The sequence below is a fragment of the Azospirillum largimobile genome (assembly GCF_977007025.2).
In genome coordinates this window covers 685,001-706,850 of sequence record NZ_CDRMUA020000002.1, presented here as the reverse complement: position 1 = coordinate 706,850, position 21,850 = coordinate 685,001, and the positions used below count along the sequence as shown (strand labels likewise).

Annotated in this window: 17 protein-coding genes (1 of these 17 only partly in view); 9 read left to right on the top strand and 8 right to left on the bottom strand. The window is 68.4% G+C overall.

Annotation, left to right across the window (positions count from 1 at the left end):
- Positions 1 to 13 precede the first annotated feature (13 nt).
- From ACWPKK_RS16420 to ACWPKK_RS16405, 4 genes are read left to right on the top strand one after another with little or no spacing between them, the layout of a single operon-like run.
- Positions 14 to 1,210, top strand: a complete 1,197-nt coding sequence (locus ACWPKK_RS16420) for an acyl-CoA dehydrogenase family protein (RefSeq protein ID WP_452006105.1) — start codon at positions 14 to 16, stop codon at positions 1,208 to 1,210.
- Positions 1,207 to 2,253, top strand: a complete 1,047-nt coding sequence (locus tag ACWPKK_RS16415; protein ID WP_452006102.1) for a phosphotransferase family protein — start codon at positions 1,207 to 1,209, stop codon at positions 2,251 to 2,253. The genes ACWPKK_RS16420 and ACWPKK_RS16415 overlap by 4 nt, the downstream gene beginning before the upstream one ends.
- Positions 2,250 to 2,678 (top strand): DUF6285 domain-containing protein, encoded by a 429-nt coding sequence (locus tag ACWPKK_RS16410; RefSeq protein WP_452006099.1) that lies wholly within the window; start codon positions 2,250 to 2,252, stop codon positions 2,676 to 2,678. Before ACWPKK_RS16415 ends, ACWPKK_RS16410 begins: the two co-directional genes overlap by 4 nt.
- Entirely contained in the window at positions 2,675 to 3,388 is a 714-nt protein-coding gene (locus ACWPKK_RS16405) for a histidine phosphatase family protein (protein WP_452006097.1), read from the top strand. The genes ACWPKK_RS16410 and ACWPKK_RS16405 overlap by 4 nt, the downstream gene beginning before the upstream one ends.
- 58 nt (positions 3,389 to 3,446) lie before the next feature.
- On the opposite strand, the gene ACWPKK_RS16400 is transcribed toward ACWPKK_RS16405, so the two are convergent.
- The 5 genes from ACWPKK_RS16400 to ACWPKK_RS16380 all read right to left on the bottom strand — a co-directional run bounded on the left by ACWPKK_RS16400 (position 3,447) and on the right by ACWPKK_RS16380 (position 11,151).
- Entirely contained in the window at positions 3,447 to 3,773 is a 327-nt protein-coding gene (locus ACWPKK_RS16400; protein ID WP_149226579.1) for a hypothetical protein, read from the bottom strand.
- A gap of 91 nt (positions 3,774 to 3,864) precedes the next feature.
- Entirely contained in the window at positions 3,865 to 7,101 is a 3,237-nt protein-coding gene (locus ACWPKK_RS16395) for a sensor domain-containing protein (RefSeq protein ID WP_452006095.1), read from the bottom strand.
- A 366-nt stretch (positions 7,102 to 7,467) separates the two neighbouring features.
- Positions 7,468 to 8,967, bottom strand: a complete 1,500-nt coding sequence (pyk, locus tag ACWPKK_RS16390) for a pyruvate kinase (RefSeq protein ID WP_452006093.1) — start codon at positions 8,965 to 8,967, stop codon at positions 7,468 to 7,470.
- 69 nt (positions 8,968 to 9,036) lie between these two features.
- Positions 9,037 to 10,116, bottom strand: coding sequence for an aldose epimerase family protein (locus tag ACWPKK_RS16385; protein WP_452006090.1), 1,080 nt, complete (start codon positions 10,114 to 10,116; stop codon positions 9,037 to 9,039).
- Between the two features lie 372 nt (positions 10,117 to 10,488).
- On the bottom strand, positions 10,489 to 11,151 hold the full coding sequence (locus ACWPKK_RS16380) for an HAD family hydrolase (RefSeq protein ID WP_452006087.1): 663 nt from the start codon (positions 11,149 to 11,151) through the stop codon (positions 10,489 to 10,491).
- A 390-nt stretch (positions 11,152 to 11,541) separates the two neighbouring features.
- On the opposite strand from ACWPKK_RS16380, the gene ACWPKK_RS16375 reads away from it, so the two are divergent.
- Positions 11,542 to 14,904 (top strand): PAS domain S-box protein, encoded by a 3,363-nt coding sequence (locus ACWPKK_RS16375; RefSeq protein ID WP_452006084.1) that lies wholly within the window; start codon positions 11,542 to 11,544, stop codon positions 14,902 to 14,904.
- Here the strand turns inward: ACWPKK_RS16375 and ACWPKK_RS16370 are convergent.
- Together ACWPKK_RS16370 and ACWPKK_RS16365 are read right to left on the bottom strand one after the other, a co-directional pair.
- Positions 14,901 to 16,661 carry a hypothetical protein gene (locus ACWPKK_RS16370; RefSeq protein WP_452006081.1) on the bottom strand — a complete coding sequence of 587 codons (1,761 nt, stop codon included), beginning with the start codon at positions 16,659 to 16,661 and terminating at the stop codon, positions 14,901 to 14,903. The two genes, ACWPKK_RS16375 and ACWPKK_RS16370, sit on opposite strands and share 4 nt — an antisense overlap.
- A gap of 23 nt (positions 16,662 to 16,684) precedes the next feature.
- Positions 16,685 to 16,825 carry a hypothetical protein gene (locus ACWPKK_RS16365; RefSeq protein ID WP_188092503.1) on the bottom strand — a complete coding sequence of 47 codons (141 nt, stop codon included), beginning with the start codon at positions 16,823 to 16,825 and terminating at the stop codon, positions 16,685 to 16,687.
- A gap of 313 nt (positions 16,826 to 17,138) precedes the next feature.
- Here ACWPKK_RS16365 and ACWPKK_RS16360 point away from each other — a divergent pair, with 313 nt between their 5' ends.
- The 4 genes from ACWPKK_RS16360 to ACWPKK_RS16345 are packed head-to-tail and all read left to right on the top strand — an operon-like array spanning position 17,139 to position 21,010.
- Positions 17,139 to 18,146: a sulfate ABC transporter substrate-binding protein gene (locus ACWPKK_RS16360; protein ID WP_324864584.1), complete on the top strand. Its 1,008-nt coding sequence runs from the start codon at positions 17,139 to 17,141 to the stop codon at positions 18,144 to 18,146.
- Between the two features lie 3 nt (positions 18,147 to 18,149).
- Positions 18,150 to 19,052 carry a sulfate ABC transporter permease subunit CysT gene (cysT, locus tag ACWPKK_RS16355; RefSeq protein ID WP_324864586.1) on the top strand — a complete coding sequence of 301 codons (903 nt, stop codon included), beginning with the start codon at positions 18,150 to 18,152 and terminating at the stop codon, positions 19,050 to 19,052.
- Position 19,053: 1 nt separating this feature from the next.
- Positions 19,054 to 19,941, top strand: a complete 888-nt coding sequence (cysW, locus tag ACWPKK_RS16350) for a sulfate ABC transporter permease subunit CysW (RefSeq protein WP_324864592.1) — start codon at positions 19,054 to 19,056, stop codon at positions 19,939 to 19,941.
- A gap of 31 nt (positions 19,942 to 19,972) precedes the next feature.
- Positions 19,973 to 21,010, top strand: coding sequence for a sulfate/molybdate ABC transporter ATP-binding protein (locus ACWPKK_RS16345; protein ID WP_452006077.1), 1,038 nt, complete (start codon positions 19,973 to 19,975; stop codon positions 21,008 to 21,010).
- A 59-nt stretch (positions 21,011 to 21,069) separates the two neighbouring features.
- On the opposite strand, the gene ACWPKK_RS16340 is transcribed toward ACWPKK_RS16345, so the two are convergent.
- Positions 21,070 to 21,850, bottom strand: the end of a protein-coding gene (locus tag ACWPKK_RS16340) for a monovalent cation:proton antiporter-2 (CPA2) family protein (RefSeq protein WP_452006075.1). Its footprint extends 917 nt past the window's final position; only the last 781 of its 1,698 coding nucleotides appear in the window; its start codon lies off the right edge, out of view — the gene reads right to left on this strand; its stop codon occupies positions 21,070 to 21,072.

Below are 21,850 nucleotides of genomic sequence, written 5' to 3'. Positions count from 1 at the left end.
ACGGAGCCGTTCCATGGACTTCACCCTTCCCCCGGAGTTGGACGACTACCGCCGCCGCGTGCGCGCCTTCGTCGAGGAGGAGATCCTCCCGGTCGAGGCCGACCGCGCCAACTGGGACGAGCACGAGAACATCGCCGACGCCCCCCTGGCGACCTTGCGCGCCAAGGCCAAGGCCGCCGGCCTGTGGACGCTGCAGCTGCCGAAGGAGGTGGGCGGGCAGGGGCTGCCGATGGTCGGCGTCGCCGCCTGCTACGAGGAGATGAACCGGTCGATCTTCGGCCCGGTCTGCTTCAACGCCGCCGCCCCCGACGACGGCAACATGCGGCTCTTGAGCATGGTCGGCACGCCGGCCCAGAAGGAGCGCTGGCTCGCCCCCATCGTCGAGGGACGGGTGCGCAGCGCCTTCGCCATGACCGAACCTCATCCCGGCGGCGGCTCCGACCCGTCGATGATGAAGACGAGGGCGGAGCGCAAGGGCGACCGCTGGGTCGTGACGGGGCGCAAATGGTTCATCACCGGGGCGGACGCGGCGCAGCACTTCATCCTGATGGCGCGCACGTCCGCCGATCCGCGCAAGGGGCTGACCGCCTTCCTGTTCGACAAGGACCAGCCCGGCTGGCGCATCGAGCGCCGCATCCCGATCATGGGGCCGGAAGAGCATGGCGGCCATTGCGAATTGATCTTCGACGGTCTGGAGATCGCGGACGAGAATGTGCTGATGAAGGTCGGCGACGGGCTGAAGGCAACGCAGATTCGCCTGGGGCCGGCGCGGCTGACCCACTGCATGCGCTGGACCGGCCTTGCCAAGCGCTGCCTGGAGATCGCCGCGGCTTACGTGAAGGAGCGCGAGAGCTTCGGCATGCCGCTGGCCGAGCATGAGGGCGTGCAGTGGATGCTGGGCGAGACGGCGATGCAGATCGAGATCGGCCGGCTGCTGACCATGAAGGCCGCCCATGCGCTGGACAGCGGAAGCTTTGCCCGCAAGGAGGTGTCGATGGCCAAGGTCCAGGTCGCCGACACGCTGTTCAAGGCGGCGGACACGGCGATCCAGCTCTGCGGCGCGCGCGGCTATTCCAAGGACACCGTGCTGGAATGGATCTACCGCTACGCCCGGCAGGCGAAGCTGGTCGACGGCGCGTCGGAGGTCCACAAGATGGTGCTGAGCCGCAGCTATCTCGCCGAGGGCGACGATTTCTGGGGTTGGCGATGAGCGGCGGCGATACCGGCCTGACCGCGGAGCGGAAGGCCGCGCTGGAATCCTGGCTGGCCGGGCAAACCGGGGCCAGGGCCGTGACGGTGACGGAGGAGGGACGGCTCAGCGGCGGCGCCATCTCGCTCAACCTGGCGGTGACGCTGGAGATTGACGGGGGGCGGCTGGATGGCCGCCATGCCTGCGTGCTGCGCACCGGATCGGCCTCGGGCGTGTCGGCCAGCCTCGGCAAGGTTCAGGAGGCGGCGGTGCTGGGTGCCGTTTTCGCGGTCGGCGCCACGGTTCCGGAGCCGCTGTTCGTCGGATCGGATCCGGCGATGCTGGGCGCGCCCTTCTACATCATGCGGCGGGCGGCGGGCGTCGCCGCCGGCTTCCGAATCGTCAAGAGCGACGCGCCGCAGCGTGATCTGGCCCGCGAGCTCGGCCGGCAACTCGGCCTGATCCACCGCGTGCGGCCGGGGACGCCGGGGCTGGAGTTCCTGGACCTGCCCGAACCGACGGCGGCGCTGCAGGCCACGGCCGATTTCCGCCGCTGGGCTGGGCGCTATGCGGTGACCGATCCGGTGCTGACCTATGGCCTGCGCTGGCTGGAACGCAACGCGCTGCCCCCCGGCGATCTCGTGCTGTGCCACCGCGATTACCGCACCGGCAACTACATGGTCGAGGACGGCCGGCTGTCCGCAATCATCGATTGGGAGTTCGCGGGCTGGTCCGATCCGATGGAGGATCTGGGCTGGTTCTGCGCCGCCTGCTGGCGCTTCGGCCGCAACGACCGCGAGGCCGGCGGCATCGCCGACCGGGCCGACTTCTATGCCGGCTATGAGGAGACCGCCGGCCGTCCCGTGGATCCGCATGCCGTCGCCTATTGGGAGGCCGCCGCCTGCATGCGCTGGGCGGTTATCGCGATCCAGCAGGCCAACCGCCACATCTCCGGCACCGAGCCGTCGCTGGAACTGGCGCTGACCGGGCGGATGCTGCCGGAGATCGAAATGGACCTGTTGCTGCACCTGGACGCCGTCGCGGCGCGCGGAGGTTTCGTATGATCAACGACGATCCCAAGGCCGGCGACCTCGTCGCCATCGCGCTGCGCAGCTTCCGCGAGTCGATCCTGCCGGTGATCCCGGCCGATCAGCGCTTCACCGCGCTGATGATCGCCAACGCGCTCGGCATGGCCGAACGGGAACTGGCGGCCGGCGGCAAGGCCGAAGCGGAGCTTGCCGCGGCCATCGGCGGACTAATCAATGCCAAGGGCGATCTGCGGGCGCTGCTTCCCCGGCTCTGCACTGACATCGACGCCGGCCGGTTCGATTCCGCCGAGCGGCAGGCCGCCCTGCGGGCGGTGCTGATGGACATCACGCGGGCAAGGCTGGCGGTGAGCAATCCGAAGCGGCTGGCAACCGAAACACCGAAGCCCGAAGCACCGAAGTCCGAAACGCCGGGGTCCGAAACGCCGGGATCCGGTCGATGAGCCTGTTCGCGCCGCTGGACGGCACCGTCGCTCGGCGGCGCCTGTACCTGCTTCGCCATGGGCATGTCGCCTATTACGATGCCGACGGCAAGCCGCTGAACCCGAAGCTGGCCGCCCTGACCGAGCGCGGGCGGGAAGAGGCGCGGGCGGCCGGCGGGTTGCTCTCCGCCGTACCGCTCGACCGCGTGTTGTGTTCCGGTCTCGCCCGCACGCGGCAGACGGCGGAACTGGTCGCCGAACCGCATGGGCTGGCCGTGGAGGACCACCCGGCCTTCCTGGAAATCCGCGCCGGGCGGCTGGCCGGCATTCCGAAGGAAAACCGCGAGGCCGCGTATGTCTACGGCTTCGACGCCGCCACCGAAGAAGGCAGCTTTGCCGGCGGCGACGGTTTCGCGGCGGTCCGCGACCGGGTGGTGTCGGCCATCGAGGCGCTGGTGCGCGAACCGGGCTGGACCCATCTTGCGCTGGCCGCCCATGACGGGGTGAACCGCATGCTGCTGTCCTGGGCCTGTGGGGCCGGCCTGTCCGCCTTGTCGGCCTTCGAACAGGATTACGGCTGCATCAACATCGTCGACGTCGATGTGGCCGATGGCCGCGTGCTGCGCCGCCTGATCCGCGCCGTGAACCTGACGCCGGGCAACCCGGCAAAGCTCGGCCTGCACCGCACCAGCCTGGAGGAGGCCTTCGGCCCGCTGCTGGACCTGGACTGATGGCGGTGCCGTGCGGGGTGGGGAAATGCCGGGCGGTCGGCCGCCGCCCGGCGATCCATCAGTGCCGTGCCGCCTTGTGGTCGCCGTGCTCCCGCTTCTCGGCGGTATCGCGGCCGATCAGCTTGTTGAAGTTGGAGCCCTCCTCATAGAGCAGCGCCAGCTTGGAGTCCTCGAACTGCTGGAAGAACTCGTTCCAGTCGATCTCCTCCAACTCGCCATGGTCGGATTGGCGGGCCTTGGGGAACATCAGGCGCAGCAGGCCGACGCCGGTCTTGCGGTTCTTGCCGCCGTCTTCGTCATGGGTGCTGCGGACGACGGCGGGCTTGCCGCCGTGGCTTTCGGCCCAGCGGCGGATCTCGTCGTGGTCGGTGGTGGTCTTTGCCATGGGTATCCTCCGGGTCGGTGTCCTGGCAGGAAGCGTTCCCGTACCAGAACAGCCGGCGCCGGAAGGCGTTGCGGTCCAGCGGCTCGCCGGGTCAGCCGCCACCCTGAAGACGGTCCCTCTGCAGTCGGCCGCCCTGCAGACGATTGATCAGCGCCGGCACCTCCGCCGCGGGAATCGGGCGCGAGACGTGGTAGCCCTGCGCCTCGTGGCAGCCCAGCCGGCGGACGGCGTCGAGCTGCGCCCGGTCCTCCACCCCCTCTGCGGTGATGACGATGCCGAGGTTGCGGCCCATGCCGGCCACCGCCTGCACCACGGCGGTAGACCCGGTGCAGCGCGGCAGATCGGCGACGAAACTGCGGTCGATCTTCACCTTGTCGAAGGGGAAGCGGCAGAGATAGCCCAGCGCCGAATAGCCGGTGCCGAAATCGTCCATGACGATGCGGGTGCCGAGCGCCCGCAGCTCCCGCAGGGTATCCAGGTTGGTGTCGTCGTCCTGCAGCAGGACGGATTCGGTGATTTCCAACTCCAGACGGGCGGGGGCGAGGCCGGTCTCGGCCAGTGCGTTGCGCACCGCATCGACCAGTCCCTTGTTGCGGAATTGGACGGAGGAGACGTTGACGCTGACCCCGATCCCGTCCGGCCAGCGCATGGCCTCGCGGCAGGCCGTGCGCAGGGCCCATTCGCCGATGGGGGCGATCAGGCCGGTTTCCTCCGCCACCGGGATGAAGTCGGCCGGGCTGATCAGGCCGCGTCCGGGATGGCGCCAGCGGATCAGCGCCTCGAACCCGCGGATGCGGCCGTCGTCGGTGGCGATCAGCGGCTGGTAGTGCAGTTCGAACTCGTCATGGCGCAGGGCGTCGTGCAGGCCGAGCTTCAGGTCGTGGAAGGCCTTCAGCCGTTCCGCCATCTCCGGCGCGAAGAAGCGGTGGGTGTTGCGGCCGTCGGCCTTGGCGCGGTAGAGCGCGATGTCCGCCGCCTTCATCAGCGAATCGGCGTCGGTCCCGTCGCGGTGGGACAGGGCGATGCCGATGCTGGTGCCGGTCTGGATCTGGGCGCCGTCGATGTCGAAGGGCTGCGCCAGGGCGGAGACGATGCAGCGGGCAAGCTCCTCCGCCTCTCCCGGTCCCCAAAGGCCGGGCTGGAGGATGGCGAATTCGTCGCCGCCGAAGCGCGACACGAGGTCGGCCGGGCCGATGCAGCCGCGCAGCCGGTCGGCCACCTGCCGCAGCAGCGCGTCGCCGGCCGGGTGGCCCAGCGTGTCGTTGACCGCCTTGAACTGGTCCAGGTCGATGTAGTGGACCGCCATCACGCAGTCGGGTGTCGCCTCGCGCAGGGACTGCTCCAGCCTTTCCTGGAAATAGAGGCGGTTCGACAGGCCGGTCAGCGAATCCAGACGGGCGAGGCGCGCGATCTTCTCCTGTGCAGCGCGCCGCTCCTCTTCCATGCGGCGGCGTTCGGTGACGTTGCGGAAGAACACCGACAGCCCCTGCGCGGTGGGGAAGGCATGAACCTCCGTCCATTCGCCAAGCGCCGTGACGAACTCCTCGAAGACCACCGGCCGCTGCTCCACCATCGCCTTGCGGAACAGCTCGCGGGTGCCGGTCTGCTGCGGAAAGGCGCCGAAGAAGTCGTCACCCAGCCGGATGCCGCAGCCTTCATGGATGGCGGCGGCGGCCGGGTTGCGGTAGGTGATGCGCCAGTCGCGGTCGACGAACACCACGCTGTCGGTCGTGCTCTCCAGCACCCTGGACAGCAGGGCCGTGGACTCGTCCGCCTTTTGCCGGGCCAGTTGGATGTCGGTGATGTCGCGGGAGATCGCCAGCAGCCGCTGCGGTCGCCCATCGGGGCCGGGCAGGGGGCAGACCAGATTGTCCCACCATTTGGGCGTGCCCTTGGCCGTCGGACAGAAGCCGATGAAGCGGGCGGTGCCGCCTTGCCGCGCGGTTTCCACCGAAGTCCGCAATTGCGCCCGCCGTTCCTCGGGCCAGAATGTTTCCCAGGGTTGGCCGTTCACGCAGTCGAAGCTGTCGAGTTCCATCAGGGCGAGGCCGGGGATGCTCATGAAGGTCAGCCGCCCCTCCATGTCCAGGACCTTGACGCATTCCGGCGTGTTGTCGAGGATCTGGCGGGCGAAGGCCTCGCTCTCGCGCAGGGCGGCTTCCGTCATCTTCCGTTCGTGGATGTCCTCGGTCGAGCCGTACCAACGCACGACCCGGCCGGTCGCGTCGCGCCGGGCCGCGGCACGCCCGCGGAACCAGCGATAGCTGCCGTCGGCCATGCGGATGCGCTTTTCATGGTCGATCCGGACGCCGGTCGCCATGGCGTCGGCCCAATTGTTCAGGGTGCTTCCAATGTCGTCGGGGTGGACGGCGCCCATCCAACCATGCCCCAGCGTCTCCTCGTGGGTCAGGCCGACCAGGGCGCGCCAGCGCGACGAAACTTCCAGAAGCCGACCGTCGGCATCGAGCGTGAAGGGGAATTGCGGGTTCAGTTCGACCGAATGGCGGTAATGGTCCTCGCTCTCGCGGAGCGCGTCCTCGGCCAGGCGGCGCTCGTGGATATCCTCGTCGGTGCCATACCAGTGGAGGATGCGGCCATCCCCGCCGCGGTGGGCGGAGGCGCGGCGACGGAACCAGCGATAGCCGTCGCCGCCTTGCGCCTCTCCTCCGGCAATGCGCAGGCGCAGGTCGATTTCAAGCGGCGTGCCGCAATTCAGCGCCACGGCCCAGGCGGCGGCGAAGGGCGCGCAGTCGTCGGGGTGGAGTGCGGCGCTCCACCCTTCGGCGGTGGCGGTCTGCCCGGCGGTCAGGCCGATGCGGTCGCGCCAGCGTGGCGTCGTCCGCGGCGTGCCGTCGGGGTCGCTGCACCAGGGATAGAGGTCGCTCTGCTCCAGCGTGTGGCGATGCAGCTCCTCGAACTGCCGGAGGTCGGCCTCCCGGCGCCATAGTTCGGTACGATCCTCGACGACGCAGAGTAGAGCGGCTCCGTCCTCGTCGCGGTGGGGATGCAGCGCGGCGACCAGGACCGTGTCGGTGCCGGTCAGCAGGATGCCCTCGACCACCGCGCCGGCCAGGACGGCCGGAAGGGCCGCGTGCAATGCCTCTTCCGCCTCCGGCCAGAGGTCGGCCAGCGAGACCCCCGCCGCCGAAGAGGATGGCAGCCCGGCCATGGCGCCCATGCGCCGGTTCATCCGCAGGCAACGGAGCCGCCGGTCGAGGAACGCGATCCCCACCGGAAGCGCGTCGTACACGGCATCCACCGGAGCCGGCTTGCGGTCCGGAAGCCAGTCGAATCCGGCGGTCGGCTCGGCGGTCAGGGCTTGGTGCATTGTCCCGGATCGAAAAGGATGACGATCACCGGCACCAAGGTGCCAGAGCTCATCCTTATTCGTGAAGCACCGAAGAAAAGGTTAATTGTCTATCCAGGCTGACAGTAGCCGCCGATGAAGCGAAGGTGTTGTCTCAAGAATGTTCTGCGGCGGCACCGCAAATTCCGGCGCGATGCTATTGGGGGAAACCCTGATATTTATCGGACGGTCGCGGATTGCATGGGAGTGGATCGATCCTCCGCCTCGTCTAGGAGGCGGGACCTGAAGGTCGGTCGGCTATTCGCTTGCTGCCAGCAGTCAGGCTTCCGGTTCCTCGAAACGGAAGCCTGAATGCTGGCAGACGCTGCGGTTATGCCGGGCTGCCGATCAGGCCTCGGTAAGCTCCATCGGCTGACGGGCCTGGGTGTCGCGCTCGCGGTCCTGACGGCTCGGCGCCTCGACCCAGGCGATGCGCAGGATGTTGGTCGATCCCGGCATGCCGAACGGAACGCCGGCGGTGATGACCAGCCGCTGCCCTTCCTCGGCCAGCCCATGGACGAAGGCCAGACGGGCGGCCTTGTGCACCATGTCGGAGAAGTTCTGCACGTCCTCGGTCAGCACGGCGTGGACGCCGTAGGCCAGCACGAGGCGGCGGGCGATGGCGGCCTTTTCGGTCATGCAGAGGATCGGCACCTCCGGCCGTTCGCGCGCCGCCCGCAGCGTGGTGGAGCCGCTGGTGGTGTAGGTGGCGATGGCCGCCGCCTTGATCGTGTGGGCGACCTGACGGGCTGCGGCGGTGATGGCATCGGACGCGGTCTGTTCCGGATCGGCGTGCTGCGCGTCCATCATGGTGCGGTAGAGCGTGTCGCCTTCAACCCGCCGGGCGATGCGGTCCATGATCGCCACCGCTTCGATCGGATATTCACCCGACGCGGTTTCCGCCGACAGCATGACCGCATCGGCGCCGTCGAACACCGCGGTGGCGACGTCGGAGGCCTCCGCACGGGTCGGGGCGGGGGCGGAGATCATCGATTCCAGCATCTGGGTGGCGACGATCACCGGCTTGCCGGCCAGACGGGCGGCGTGGACGATGCGCTTCTGGATCGAGGGCACGTCCTCCGGCGGCATCTCCACGCCCAGGTCGCCGCGGGCCACCATGACGCCGTCCGACATCTCGACGATGCGGTCGAGGTGCTGGATCGCCTGCGGCTTCTCCAGCTTGGACAGCAGGGCGGCGCGGCCGCCGATCAGCTTGCGCGCCTCGGCCACGTCCTCCGGCCGCTGGACGAAGCTGAGCGCCACCCAGTCGACCCCCTGGTCGAGGGCGAAGTCGAGGTCGGCGCGGTCCTTGGCGGTCAGCGGCGACAGCGGCAGCACCACGCCGGGGACGTTGACGCCCTTGCGGTCGGACAGCTTCGTGCCGGAAACCACCACGGTCTCGGCGAAGTCAGCGCCGCAGGCGGTCACCCGCAGCCGCACCTTGCCGTCGTCCAGCAGCAGCTCGGCGTCCGGCACCAGGGCGGCGAAGATCTCCGGATGCGGCATGCCGACCCGGCGGGCGTCACCCGGCTCCGACAACAGGTCGAGGCAGAAGGACTGGCCGGCGGTGAGCGTCACCGGACCATCGGCGAAGCGGCCGAGGCGCAGCTTCGGACCCTGCAGGTCGGCCATGATGGCGACGGGGCGGCCGGTCTCTTCCTCCAGCGCGCGGATGGCGCGGACGCGCTCGCCATGGTCCTCGTGGCTGCCGTGGCTGAAGTTCAGGCGGAAGACGTCGACGCCGGTTTCGAACAGGCGGCGGATCATCGCGGGCGAGGAGGAGGACGGACCCAGCGTGGCGACGATTTTCGTCTGCCGGTAACGGCGGATCGGCTTGGCAGTGCTCATGGGGGTAACAGGCTCCGAAGAGAAGAGGGTGGCCGTGCGGGACAGGAGGGGGCGGGCGGCGGCGCCGCCTCAGACCGCCCCGAACCGGTAGACGATGGACCCGGCATACCATTGGCCGGGGCGCAGCACGGTCGAGGGGAAGGAGGGGATGTTGACGGCGTTCGGGAACTTCGACGGTTCGGCACAGAAGGCGCTGTGCTTGGTGTAGAGCGTGCCGCCCTTGCCGATGTCGCGCGGGGCTTTGCCCTCCAGGAAATTGCCGGTGTAGAGCTGAATGCCGGGTTCGGTCGACAGCACCTCCAGCGTCCGGCCGCTGCCGGGATGGAGGATGCGGGCCTGCAGCGCCGGCGCGGGGCCGGATGCCGGCTGGTCGATCACGTAATGCAGGTCGTAGCCCTTGCCGAGCGCCAGCATGCGGTCGTCGGCGTCGATGCGGTCGCCGAAGGCAGCCGGGCTGCGGAAGTCGTGCGGCGTGCCGGTGACATCCACCATCTCGCCCGTCGGCACCGCGTTGTCGCTGAGCGCCAGATAGCGGCCGGCGTGGACGGTGACGACATGGTCGAGGATGGACGATCCGAGATCGCCCGACAGGTTGAAGAAGGTGTGGTCGGTGAAGTTGGCGATGGTGGTCTTGTCGGCCGCCACAGCGGTCCAGGCGATGGTCAGGGCGTTGTCGTCGCCGAGCGAATAGACCAGCCGCACCGGCAGGGTGCCGGGGAAGCCCTCTTCGCCGTCCTGGAAGACGTAGGTCAGTTCCAGGCTGGCTTCGTCCAACTGGCGGGCATCGAAAACGCGGAAACGGGAACCGCGCTGGCCGCCATGCAGGGTGTTGGGCGGGCTGTTCACCGAAGCCTGATGCTCCACGCCGTCCAGGGTGAAGCGGCCGCCGTCGATGCGCCCGCAATAGCGCCCGATGAAGGACCCCATGGAGGGCTGGCCGCCCATCGCGCCATCGATGGTGTCATAGCCCTGGACGACGTCGCCCAGAGCGCCGTCGCGGTCCGGAACCAGGATCTGTTCGATCTTGGCGCCGTAATTGGTGATCCGCACCACCATGCCCCGGCTGTTGCGCAGGGTGAACAGGTCCACCGGCTTGCCGTCGATGGTGGCGCGGTAATCGTCGCGCTTTAGGTCGGTGTAGGTCGCCATGGTCCAGGCATCCCTGTGGAAGAGGTTACAAAAAACCGAGAAGCATCAGCCCCAGGATCATCACCACACGCAGGAGCAGTGCCGTTTCCAATGGGTCCGCGGTCATGGTTTGGGCCTCACCGGAAGCATCGTGGCATTATTATACTAATATATTAGAACCGAAGGCAAACCGCTTCCGTGTTTTTGAGCCTGGGCGGACAGTTTGCCGCAGGCGGTGGCGGTGAGGCTGGGAAGTTTTGCGAAATTTCGGGGCGTGGGGCGGAAGGAAGGCGCCGCAGCCCATTTGGCAAGTGATGATCGGAGAACGGTCTGGCCGCCGGCACCGTGGTCGACGGCCAGTAGTTCCGCCTCAAGCGAGTTCCGGCGGCGCGCTCACGCGCGGCCCAGCACCGTCGCGATGGCGCGTTCCAGCGCGGTCAGGTCGGGTTCGATGTGCGTGCTGGCGGGGAAGACGTTCTCCGCACCGGGTCGGACGACGCCGATGAAGGGCAGGCCGTTGGTCTGCGCCGCCTCCAGGTCGGTCAGGGCGTCGCCGACGAAGACGCTGCGGGTGGTGTCGATGCCGTGGCGGTCGATCAGGTCGGCGACAACGATGGTCTTGTGGCGCGGGCTGCCAGCGACCTCGGCGAACAGCGGCGTCCAGCCGCGGCGCTCCACGATCCGCCGCAACTCCGTTTCCGGCGTTCCGGAGGCGATGAACAGCGGGTGCCGCTCGCCATGGCGGCGGATGAAGTCGAGCGCGCCGGGGATCTCCTCGCAGGCGGTGACGGCGTCTTCCACCATCCCGCCGACGCGCCGGACCATCTCCTCGATCCGCTCGTCGTTCCGCGGCAGGCCCAGCAGCACCTGATCGAAATGGTGGAGCATCTGCCCCCGCGGCAGCCCGCCGTTGCGATGGTAGAAATCGGCGATCGCCCGGTCCACCTCCGGGCCATGCCCGCGGTAAAGGCTGAGGAATGCTTCAAGCTTGATCGCGTTCGATTCGACGATCACACCGTCGAAATCGAACAGGACCGCTTGGCAAGGCAAGGTCATGTCCAGGTCCCGTTTTCAGGTCTTGATAAGGGGGGAGCGTCCGCAGGACGGAAAAGGAAGCCGCCGGCCAAAATAGCACGGCGGGCCTCAAGTCCGAGAGGAGCATCCGGAAACCGCCCCATGGAACGGTCACTGAAAGCGACCGCCCGGTAAGAGATGAGGCAGGCTGCGGCACCGATTGCAATATATTAGTATGCTCAAGCCTTGGAAAGCCAGCTTGTCGGTCGTCTCCCCTTCGGCACAGGCGCTACCTCGAACGGGGCTGACGATTGGACAGCTACCTCGTCACCCTACCGGCGTGTGATAAGGGGTTGCTTCGACTCTGACCATTCGCTTGCTTGTGATGGACGCCCAAGGCTGCCCGAACTCCGCCAACGCCGGGCCTCGCCGGTGAGACCGTCATCCGACATCGCCGTGCCGCCCGCCTTCCCGACCGGCGTGGGCGAGGTGAGCGGGCTCATGCGCAGCCATGACTGGGATGCGACGCCTCTCGGCCGGCCTGCCGGCTGGCCGCCGGAACTGCGTGCGGCGGCTGGGCTGATGCTGCATTCCCGGCAGGCGATGTTCATCGGCTGGGGGGCGGAGGTCACCTTTCTCTACAACGACGCCTATGTCGAGATTCTCGGCACCCGGCATCCCGATGCGCTTGCACGGCCGATGGCGCAGGTATGGCCGGACGCCTGGCCGCAGGTGCAGGGCTTCGTCCGCCAGGTCCTGGGCGGCGAAGCCCTAAGGCACGAGAACTGGACGGTGCCGCTGGAACGGAACGGTCATCAGGAGGACGCCTACTTCACATTCTCCTATACGCCGATCATGACCATGGACGGCGCGGTCGGAGGCTTCCTCTGCATCGTGACCGAGACGACGGCGGCGGTGCTGGCCCAGCGGCGAATGGCCTTCCATGTGGAACTGGAGCACCGTCTGCGGGAGCTGTCGGATCCGCTCGATGTGGTGGTCGCGGCGGCGGCGGCGATCGGGCGGCATCTCGGCGCCAGCCGCGTCGGCTATGGCCGGATGGACGATGGCGAGCGCTTCTTCACCACCGAACGCAACTGGACCGACGGAACGGTGCAGTCCCACATCGGCACGCATGACCTGATGGGCTTCGGAGAGCCCGTCCTGACGGCATTGCGCAAGGGGGAGACGCTGGTCATCCACGACGCCACCCGCGATCCACGCACGGCGGCGCCGGACCTGCGGGCGGCCTTCGACGCCCTGGAATTCGCCGCGGTCATCACCGCCAGCCTCGTGAAGCAGGGGCGGATGGTCGCCGCGCTCTATGTGCACAACCGGACCCCGCGGCGGTGGCGCGACGACGAGATTGACCTGGTCAGGGAGGTGGCGGAACGCACCTGGTCGGCGGTGGAGCGCGTGCAGGCCGAAGCCGAGCTGCGCCGCGCCAACCGCCAGCTTCGGGCGGAGGGGGAGCGGTTCCGTGCCCTTTTCCGGCAGGCGCCGGGGTTCATGTATGTCTGGCGGGGTCCCGACCATGTCTTCGAGATGGCGAACGACGCCTATTTCGACCTGATCGGCTGCCGCGACATCATCGGGAAGCCGGCGCGGCAGGCTCTGCCGGAAGTGGTCGGGCAGGGATTCTTCGAACTGGCCGACCATGTCTATGCCACCGGCGAACCGTTCGTCGGCGAGGGGATGCGCGCGAGGCTGGCGCGGCGGCCAGGGGAACCGCTGGAGGACAGATTCGTCACGTTCGTGTTCCAGCCCATCCGGGATGACCGGGGCCAGGTCACGGGCATGTTCGTCCAGGGCAACGACGTGACCGGGATGAAGCGCACCGAGGACGCGCTGCGCGAAAGCGAGCAGCGGCTGCGCATCGCGCAGGATGCCGGCGGGGTCGGCACCTTCGAACTGCGCGAGGACGGGATGCTGGCGGTGTCGCCGGAATTCTGCCGGCTTTGGGGTGTCGAGCCGCGGCCTCTGGTTCCCCTCGAGGAACTGGTCACCCTGATCCATCCGGCCGACCGGCCATCCCTGCCGACGCTTCAGCCCGGCCGCGTGCCGGCGGAAGGGTTGGGCTATGTCGAATACCGCATCCTCAGGCCCGGCAGCGGTCCCGGCAGTGGTGAGGCGCGCTGGATCGCCCGGCGCGCGCAGGCGATCACTCATGCCGGGCTGCAGGGGGAAGGGGGCGTGACGCGGGTGCTCGGCGCCTGCTACGACATCACCGACCGCAAGCGTGCCGAGGAGGCCCTGCGCGAACTGAACGCGACGCTGGAACAGCGCGTGGCCGACCGGACCGCCGACCGCGACCGCATGTGGCGGCTGTCGACCGACATCATGCTGGTCGCGCGCTTCGACGGGACCATCACCGCGGTCAACCCGGCCTGGACCGCCCTGCTGGGCTGGCAGGAGCGGGAGTTGCTGGGAACGGTCTTCCTCGATTACGTCCACCCCGAGGACCGGGAGGCGACGGGAGCCGAGGCGGGCCGGCTGGAATCGGGCCTGACCACCATGCGGTTCGAGAACCGCTATCGCCACAAGGACGGATCCTACCGCTGGATTTCCTGGACCGCGGTTCCCGACGACCGCTTCATCCACGCGGTCGGCCGTGACGTGACCGCGCGCAAGGAGTCCGAAGCCGCCCTGCGCCGGGCCGAGGAGCAGCTGCGGCAGGCGCAGAAGATGGAGGCGGTCGGCCAACTGACCGGCGGGGTCGCCCACGATTTCAACAACCTGCTCCAGGCGCTCAGCAGTTGCCTGACCATGATCGGCCGCCGCACCGCGGAGCCGCGGGTGGCGCCGCTGCTGGAGGCGGGAATGCAGGCGGTGGACCGCGGCAGCAAGCTGGTCCAGCAATTGATGGGCTTCGCCCGCCGCGACAGCCTGCGCCCGGAACCCATCGACCTGCGCGACCGGGTTCTGGGCATGGCCGGCCTGCTGGAGCGCGCGCTGCGCGCCGACATCCGGGTCGAAACCCGCTTCGCCCCCGAGCTTCGTCCGATCGAGGTCGATCCGACCCAGTTCGAGCTGGCGCTGATCAACATGGCGGTGAACGCGCGCGACGCAATGCCCCAGGGCGGCAGCCTGACCATCGCGGCGGAAAACGCCACGCTCGAACCCGGCAACCCCACTGGCCTGGAGGGCGAGTTCGTGCGCCTGTCGGTCAGCGACACCGGGACCGGCATGCCGCCGGAGGTGATCGCCAAGGCCTTCGACCCATTCTTCACCACCAAGGAGGTCGGCAAGGGTTCCGGCCTCGGGCTGGCGCAGGTCTATGGGCTGGCCCGGCAGGCGGGCGGCACCGTCTGGATCGACAGCCGGCCGGGGCAGGGCGCCACCGTCACGCTTCTTTTGCGCGCCTCCGCCCAGGTGCCGCGGGTGACCGCCCCGCCGGCCCGCATCGCGATCCAGCGCCGGGATGCCGCCCGCGTGCTGATGGTGGAGGATGATCCGGTCGTCGCCTCCTCCGTTTCGGCGGCGCTGGAGGATGCCGGCTGGATCGTCCTGCGCGCCACCACCGCGGACGAGGCGCTGCCGATGCTGGCCGGCGGGGAGCGCATCGACCTGCTGTTCTCCGATGTCGTGATGCCCGGCCGGTTGAGCGGCATCGACCTCTGCCGCGAGGCGATCGCGCTGCGTCCCGGCCTGCCGGTGGTGCTGACGACCGGCTACAGCGAGGACGTGGCGCGGGCCGAAGGCATCCGGATGCTGCCGAAGCCCTACCGCATCGACAACCTGCTGCAAGTCTTGAACGAGGCGCTGGCCGGAGCGACTCCGTCGGCTGAAATGGCCTAGGCGCCTCCGGCACCATTCCCGACCCTGCGGTGCCACTGGTCTTCGTAGCGCCGGCGTTCCGCCGCGGCGGATGGGTCGCTGCCCATGGCGAAGGTCCAATAGCCGATCTGGAAGGCGATGTAGCAGGGCAGGAGGAATTCCAGCAGCCGCCGGTCCAGCCCCGCTGCCGCGTCCACAGCACCGCACAGGCCGCGGGCCTGCGCATCGGACAGGTCGAATTCCACGATGCCGCCGGCCACGTCCCAGGCGATGTCCTGGCAGCCGATCAGGTCGTGGGCGGCGGCATGGTCCAGTGCATCGGCCTTCATCAGGCGCCCATCCGGCAGCCGCAGCCATTCCCAGCGATGCAGCCGGTTGTCGGTGACCACGCGCCGTACGGCGGCCTCCAACTCGGTAAGCCCGTCCGGCGTCCAGCGATCCAGCACTGCTGCGGCATCCAGGCCCAGCGCCTCCGCGACGTTGGTGCGTGCCATGGCCAGCAGGCCGGGCAGGGGGGCGCCGGAATCCGCAGGGGCCGGCAGGTGCCGGGCGCGGAAGGCGAGATAGTCGGCGAGGCGGTCCACCATGTCCGGCATGACGTCGGCAAGCGGGCGAGTCAGCGGACGGGTGCCCTCCAGCCAGCGTTCGGCGAGGAAGCCATGGCGCAAACCCGCCGGTTCGGCGGTGAAGCCCGCAGCGTGGAGCAGGCGGGCGCGTTCAAGCGCATTCTCCCCGGCACGGCCCAGGCCGGCGAACTTCAGCAGCCAGGGGCCGCTGCCGGTGCGCAGGAGGAATTTCCGGCGTTCCTGCTGTGGATTGGCCGGCAAGGCGCCTGTGGAATCGTGCAGCCGCCGCCATGCCCCGCCCGACAGGTCTTCCAGGGGCGCCAAGGCCGGGCCAAGCAGATCCTCGAACCAGCATTCCAGCGGTGGGAACGGCCCTTCGCCCGAGCGGAACAGTGAATCGAAATCGACGACCGGGCGCGCTGCGGCGGCCCAGCGCCGGCGGTGCGGCTCTGACGCCTGGGGGCCCAGGTCGCCGCAATGGCCGGGCAGGAAGGCGATCCTGTCTGCGCCGACCCCCTGTGAGTCCAGCCAGTCGGCCACCGCGCCGAAGGAACTGCCGGACAGGCCCGGCCCTTCGTCCACGATGACGTAGGTGGCCTTGGGGTCGGCAAGCATCCTGGCACGGAGGCGGTTGGAGATCCGCAGTTCCCGCCGGAACGGATGCCCCACCGGGCGCAGCGTTATCGGTGGACAAGACTTCAGCGCCACTGCCGCCATGGCCGCCAGTCCGGTGCCGATGCTGCGCAGCCCGATCACCATGGAGGCGTCGGCGAACCGCGGCGGCAATCTCGCTGCGGCTTCCAGATAGGCTTCCGGATAAAGGCTGTAGAAGGCATAGCCCTCGGCGCGCCGCATGCGGATCAGGTCCGGCAGGGGAAAAGCGGCCAAGCTTTCCAGAGGGCGCGGGTCGAGCGGAACCGTGGCTTCCCGCCGCTCCACCGGCCGCCAGGACCCGGCGACCCGTTGTGCGAGAGCCATGACGAGCGCCATGGCCGCCTGCTGCAACGGCGTGCAATCATCCTCGCCGGTGCTGTGGAATTCCGAGTCGGCGAGCCCCTGCGCCAGTTCCCCCGCTTCGATGAACAGCGTTGTCAGGGCACCGTGCCGTTCCGCTCCGGGGGCGAGGCGGTCGGCATCGGCAAGCCCCTGTTTCAGCCGTGCGATGGTGCGGCGTGGATCCTCGCAGGTGTCCTGGTCGCCGTAGACCAGCATCGCTCACTCCCCTCCGGCCGCGGTCACCAGGTCGGGAAGAACAGCAGCAGCAGGGCCATGACCGCGAGGATGCCCAGAATCGTCCACATGGCGGGACGGCCCAGGCCCCGCGAGGTGCCGGCCTTCGGAAGTTCAGTGCCTACTTTCCGGAAATTGCCAGCCATCGTGTGCGCTCCTGAATGTGTCGATCTGTCGGTAATCAACAGGGCGGGGCCGGCAAAGTTGCCGGTTCCGGATGCGGTTCCCCATCCGGCGCAGGTTCCGCCAGGGTCTGCCGAACGAGGTCACCGGAGGCGCTTTCCGCTTTAACGCCAATGGGTTGATTGGAATTTGCGTTTTTCCCGCGGGTGGATGCGAAAAAACCACTTCCCAAGCGCACCGCCAGTGGGCAAACTCTACACAAGAAATAGAAAAGAAAGCACGGATACCACGAAAGAAGTTCGTGCAATTCAGGAGCTACCCAAGGAGACCCCCGCCATGTCGCTTCGCCGCCTGACCCTCCTTGCCGCCGGCCTGACGCTGGCCTGGCTGGGCGTTGCCGCCGCAGATTCCAAGGACGCGCTGCTGAACGTCTCCTACGATCCCACGCGGGAATTCTATGTTGAGTTCAACAAGGCATTTGCCAAGAAGTGGGAAGCGGAAACCGGCCGCGCCCTGACCGTTCGCCAGTCGCATGGCGGGTCCGGCAAGCAGGCGCGGTCCGTCATCGACGGCCTGGACGCCGACATCGTGACCCTGGCGCTGGGCTATGACATCGACGCCATCGCCGATGCCGGACTGCTGCCGAAGGATTGGCAGACCCGCCTGCCGAACAACAGCGCCCCCTACACCTCGACCATCGTGTTCCTGGTGAAGAAGGGCAACCCGAAGGGGATCAAGGACTGGAACGACCTGGTGAAGCCCGGCGTCCAGGTCATCACCCCGAACCCGAAGACCTCCGGCGGCGCCCGCTGGAACTATCTGGCGGCCTGGGCCTATGCCCTGCAGGCCAACGGCGGCGACGAGACCAAGGCCAAGGAATTCGTGTCGCAGCTGCTGAAGAACGTCCCGGTTCTGGACAGCGGCGCCCGCGGTTCCACCGTGACCTTCACACAGCGCGAGATCGGCGACGTGCTGCTGGCCTGGGAAAACGAGGCCTACCTGTCGCTGCAGGAATTCGGCGCCGACAAGTTCGAGATCGTGGTGCCCAGCCTGTCGATCCTGGCCGAGCCGCCGGTCGCCGTCGTCGACAAGGTCGTCGACCGCAAGGGAACCCGCAAGGTGGCCGAGGCCTACCTGCAGTTCCTCTACACCCGTGAGGGACAGGAGATCGCGGCCAAGAACTATTACCGTCCGCGCCTTCCGGAACTGGCGACCCAGTATGCGGGACGCTTTGCGGATGTTAAGCTGGTCACGATCGACCAATTCGGGGGCTGGCGTGCCGCGCAAGAGAAGCATTTCTCCGACGGTGGTGTCTTCGACCAGATCTTCCAGAAGGGGCGCTGACCCATGGTCGCCGCTGCCGACAGCGACGGCGCTCTGGCAGGAAAGGGGGGGGCGGTGACGGTCCGCGCCCCCGTTCCCCTCTTCCGGAAACCCAGCGTCATTCCGGGCTTCGGGCTGACGCTGGGCTTCACGCTCACCTATCTCGGCTTCATCGTTCTGATCCCCCTGGCCGCCCTGATCCTGCGCTCCAGCAGCCTTGGCTGGGGCGGCTTCTGGTCGGCGGTGACCACGCCCCGCGTGATCGCCGCGTTCGAGGTCAGTTTCGGCCTCTCCTTAGCCGCGGCGCTGACCAACGCGGTGTTCGGCTTCCTGGTGGCCTGGGTGCTGGTGCGCTACGACTTCCCCGGCAAGCGGCTGGTCGACGCGCTGGTCGATCTGCCCTTCGCCCTGCCGACCGCCGTGGCGGGCATCGCGCTCAGCGCGCTCTATGCGCCGAACGGCTGGCTGGGCAAGCCGCTGAACGAGCTGTTCGGCCTGAAGGTCGCCTTCACGCCGCTGGGCATCGCCATCGCGCTGACCTTCATCGGCCTTCCCTTCGTCGTCCGCACCGTCCAGCCGATCCTTCAGGACCTGCCGGCGGAGGAGGAGGAGGCCGCGGCCTCCCTCGGCGCCTCGCGCTTCCAGACCTTCCGCAGCGTGATCCTGCCGGCGGTCCTGCCGGCGCTGGTGACCGGCTTCGCGCTGTCCTTCGCCCGCGGCGTCGGTGAATACGGCTCGGTCATCTTCATCGCCGGCAACATGCCCGGCCTGACCGAGATCGTCCCCCTGCTGATCGTCATCAAGCTGGAGCAGTACGACTATGCCGGCGCCGCCGCGGTCGGCACGGCCATGCTGGGCGTCTCCTTCCTCATGCTCCTGATCCTCAACCTTCTTCAGCAGTGGATGAGGTCGCGCCATGCCCGCTGATATGCCCGCCGGTACCAGCATTTCCGCGCCGGCCTCCATCCCGGTGCCGCCCGCCCAATCGGCCCTGACCGAACCCGCCTGGGTCCGCGCCGCGCTGATCGGGGGAGCCCTGCTGTTCCTGGCGCTGTTCCTGCTGCTGCCCCTGGTGGCGGTGTTCGTGGAGGCGCTGCGCCGCGGCTTCGACGCCTACTGGACGGCGCTGATCGAACCGGACGCCGTCGCCGCGATCAAGCTGACGCTGATCGTCGCGGCCATCTCGGTGCCGGCCAACCTGGTGTTCGGCGTCGCCGCGTCCTGGTGCGTCGCCAAGTTCGACTTCCGCGGCAAGAACCTGCTGATCACGCTGATCGACCTGCCTTTCTCCGTCTCGCCGGTGATTTCGGGCCTGATCTATGTGCTGCTTTTCGGCATGAACGGCCTGTTCGGCACCTATCTGCGCGACATGGGCATCCAGATCATCTTCGCGGTGCCGGGGCTGGTGCTCGCCACCGTCTTCGTCACCTTCCCCTTCGTGGCGCGCGAACTGATCCCGCTGATGCAGGAACAGGGCTCCGACGAGGAGGAAGCGGCGCTGGTGCTGGGTGCGTCCGGCTGGCAGACCTTCTGGCGCGTCACGCTGCCCAACATCAAATGGGCGCTGCTCTATGGCGTGCTGCTGTGCAATGCCCGCGCGATGGGGGAGTTCGGCGCCGTGTCGGTCGTCTCCGGCCATATCCGGGGAGAGACCAACACGATGCCGCTGCATGTCGAGATTCTCTACAACGAATACAATTTCGTCGCCGCCTTCGCGGTCGCTTCGCTCCTGGCCATGCTGGCCCTGGTCACGCTGGTCGTGAAGACCGCGCTGGAGTGGCGATTCGGGGACGAGCTGGCGGCGGCCCGGCACTGATCGCCGGACTCTGGAGAGGAATACGCGACCCATGGCGATCCAGGTTTCAGGCATCACCAAGCGCTTCAACGATTTCATCGCCCTCGATTCCGTCGAGCTGGAGGTGAAGTCGGGCGAGCTTCTGGCCCTGCTCGGCCCCTCCGGCTCGGGCAAGACCACGCTTCTGCGGATCATGGCCGGGCTGGAAAGCCCCGATGCGGGCGGCCTTCTGCTGAACGGGGAGGAGGCGTTGGGGCTGAAGCCGCGCGACCGGCAGGTCGGCTTCGTCTTCCAGCATTACGCCCTGTTCCGGCACATGACCGTGTTCGAAAACATCGCCTTCGGGTTGAAGGTGCGGCCGCGCGGCCAGCGCCTGGGCAGCGCCCAGATCCGCCAGCGCGTGACCGAACTGCTGGAACTGGTGCAGTTGTCGCCCTTCGCCGGCCGTTACCCGGCGCAGCTGTCGGGCGGTCAGCGCCAGCGCGTGGCGCTTGCCCGCGCACTGGCCATCGAACCGAAGGTGCTGCTGCTGGACGAGCCGTTCGGCGCGCTCGACGCCAAGGTCCGCAAGGAGTTGCGGCGCTGGCTGCGCAAGCTGCACGACGACATTCACATCACCTCCGTCTTCGTCACCCACGACCAGGAGGAGGCGCTGGAGCTGGCCGACCGCGTGGTGGTGATGAACCAGGGCCGGATCGAGCAGATCGGCACCCCGGCGGAGGTCTACGACCACCCGGCCTCCGCCTTCGTCTACGAATTCCTCGGGCAGGTGAACCGCTTCGACTGCACGGTGGAGGGGGGGATCGCCCATGTCGGCGGCGGCGCCCTGACGATCCCGACCGAAGGCAGCGTGCAGGGACCGGCGGTGGCCTATGTCCGCCCGCACGACCTCGGCGTTACCCCGGCCTCGGCCGGTCCGGCGCGCATCTCCGGCATCCATGTCGTCGGCCCCGATGCGCGGATCGAGATCGATCTCGCCGGTCTGGCGCTGGAGGCCGAGATGGACCGCGAGCGGCTAGCCACCCTCGGCATCGTCGCCGGCGACCGCTGCGCCGTGCACATCGACCGGGCGCGGGTCTTCGCCCGGTAAAGCTTTTGATTTTCCGTGCGATTTACGCTTCAGATGATTCCGTCTGAAGCGATCGCGCTTTAGTCGGCGTTCTTCTGCTCGGCCAGCGCCCGGTAGTTGCCCTCGCGATAGGCCTTCAGGCTGAGGTCGACCGCGGCGGTCTCAACCCCGGCGCTGCGCAGCACGAGGCCGGCGAGCTGCAGGCTGGCCTCCATGGTTTCAGGCACGATGGCGGTCGCTCCCGCCCCGGCCAGGGCGGCGCTTTGCCCCAGGTCATGGGCGCGGGCGATGATCGGCAGCGTCGGGGCCGTGGCGTGGATCGCCTCCACCGCGCGGTGGGCGGCATCCGGCCGGTTCAGCGTGATGACGGCTGCGCGCGCCCGTTCGATTCCGGCGGCCCGCAGCACGCTCCCCTGGCTGGCGTCGCCGTAATAGACGGGCAGCCCGTCATGCCGCGCCGCGGCGATGCGCTGCGGCTCCAGGTCCAGCGCCACATAGGCGATGTTGTGCTCGGTCAGCAGCTTGGCGACCGCCTTGCCGACGCGGCCGTAGCCACAGATCAGCACATGGCTTTTCAGGTCGCTGGTCTCGATGCCGAAGGCCTCTGCCCCCATCCGGGCCTCGATGAACTGGGCAAGCCGCTGGGCCAGGGCGCCGATGGCCGGGGTCACCGCCATGCTCAGCGCGACCGAAGAGGACAGCAGCAGGCCGGTGTGACCGTCCAGCACCGACAGCCCGACCGCCTTGCCGATCAACACGAAGGCGAACTCGCCGCCCTGCGACAGGAGCAATCCGATCCGCAGCGACGTCGCCAGCCCCAACCCCGACAGACGGCAGAGCAGAAACAGCAACAGGCTCTTG

Excerpts from the sequence above, each read along its gene's own strand:
- cysW (WP_324864592.1), top strand. The coding sequence starts at position 19,054 with ATGCCCGCCGGTACCAGCATTTCCGCGCCGGCCTCCATCCCGGTGCCG.
- cysT (WP_324864586.1), top strand. The coding sequence starts at position 18,150 with ATGGTCGCCGCTGCCGACAGCGACGGCGCTCTGGCAGGAAAGGGGGGG.
- ACWPKK_RS16360 (WP_324864584.1), top strand. The coding sequence starts at position 17,139 with ATGTCGCTTCGCCGCCTGACCCTCCTTGCCGCCGGCCTGACGCTGGCC.
- ACWPKK_RS16410 (WP_452006099.1), top strand. The coding sequence starts at position 2,250 with ATGATCAACGACGATCCCAAGGCCGGCGACCTCGTCGCCATCGCGCTG.
- pyk (WP_452006093.1), bottom strand. The coding sequence starts at position 8,967 with ATGAGCACTGCCAAGCCGATCCGCCGTTACCGGCAGACGAAAATCGTC.
- ACWPKK_RS16345 (WP_452006077.1), top strand. The coding sequence starts at position 19,973 with ATGGCGATCCAGGTTTCAGGCATCACCAAGCGCTTCAACGATTTCATC.
- ACWPKK_RS16395 (WP_452006095.1), bottom strand. The coding sequence starts at position 7,101 with ATGCACCAAGCCCTGACCGCCGAGCCGACCGCCGGATTCGACTGGCTT.
- ACWPKK_RS16385 (WP_452006090.1), bottom strand. The coding sequence starts at position 10,116 with ATGGCGACCTACACCGACCTAAAGCGCGACGATTACCGCGCCACCATC.
- ACWPKK_RS16400 (WP_149226579.1), bottom strand. The coding sequence starts at position 3,773 with ATGGCAAAGACCACCACCGACCACGACGAGATCCGCCGCTGGGCCGAA.
- ACWPKK_RS16370 (WP_452006081.1), bottom strand. The coding sequence starts at position 16,661 with ATGCTGGTCTACGGCGACCAGGACACCTGCGAGGATCCACGCCGCACC.
- ACWPKK_RS16420 (WP_452006105.1), top strand. The coding sequence starts at position 14 with ATGGACTTCACCCTTCCCCCGGAGTTGGACGACTACCGCCGCCGCGTG.
- ACWPKK_RS16380 (WP_452006087.1), bottom strand. The coding sequence starts at position 11,151 with ATGACCTTGCCTTGCCAAGCGGTCCTGTTCGATTTCGACGGTGTGATC.
- ACWPKK_RS16415 (WP_452006102.1), top strand. The coding sequence starts at position 1,207 with ATGAGCGGCGGCGATACCGGCCTGACCGCGGAGCGGAAGGCCGCGCTG.
- ACWPKK_RS16405 (WP_452006097.1), top strand. The coding sequence starts at position 2,675 with ATGAGCCTGTTCGCGCCGCTGGACGGCACCGTCGCTCGGCGGCGCCTG.
- ACWPKK_RS16365 (WP_188092503.1), bottom strand. The coding sequence starts at position 16,825 with ATGGCTGGCAATTTCCGGAAAGTAGGCACTGAACTTCCGAAGGCCGGC.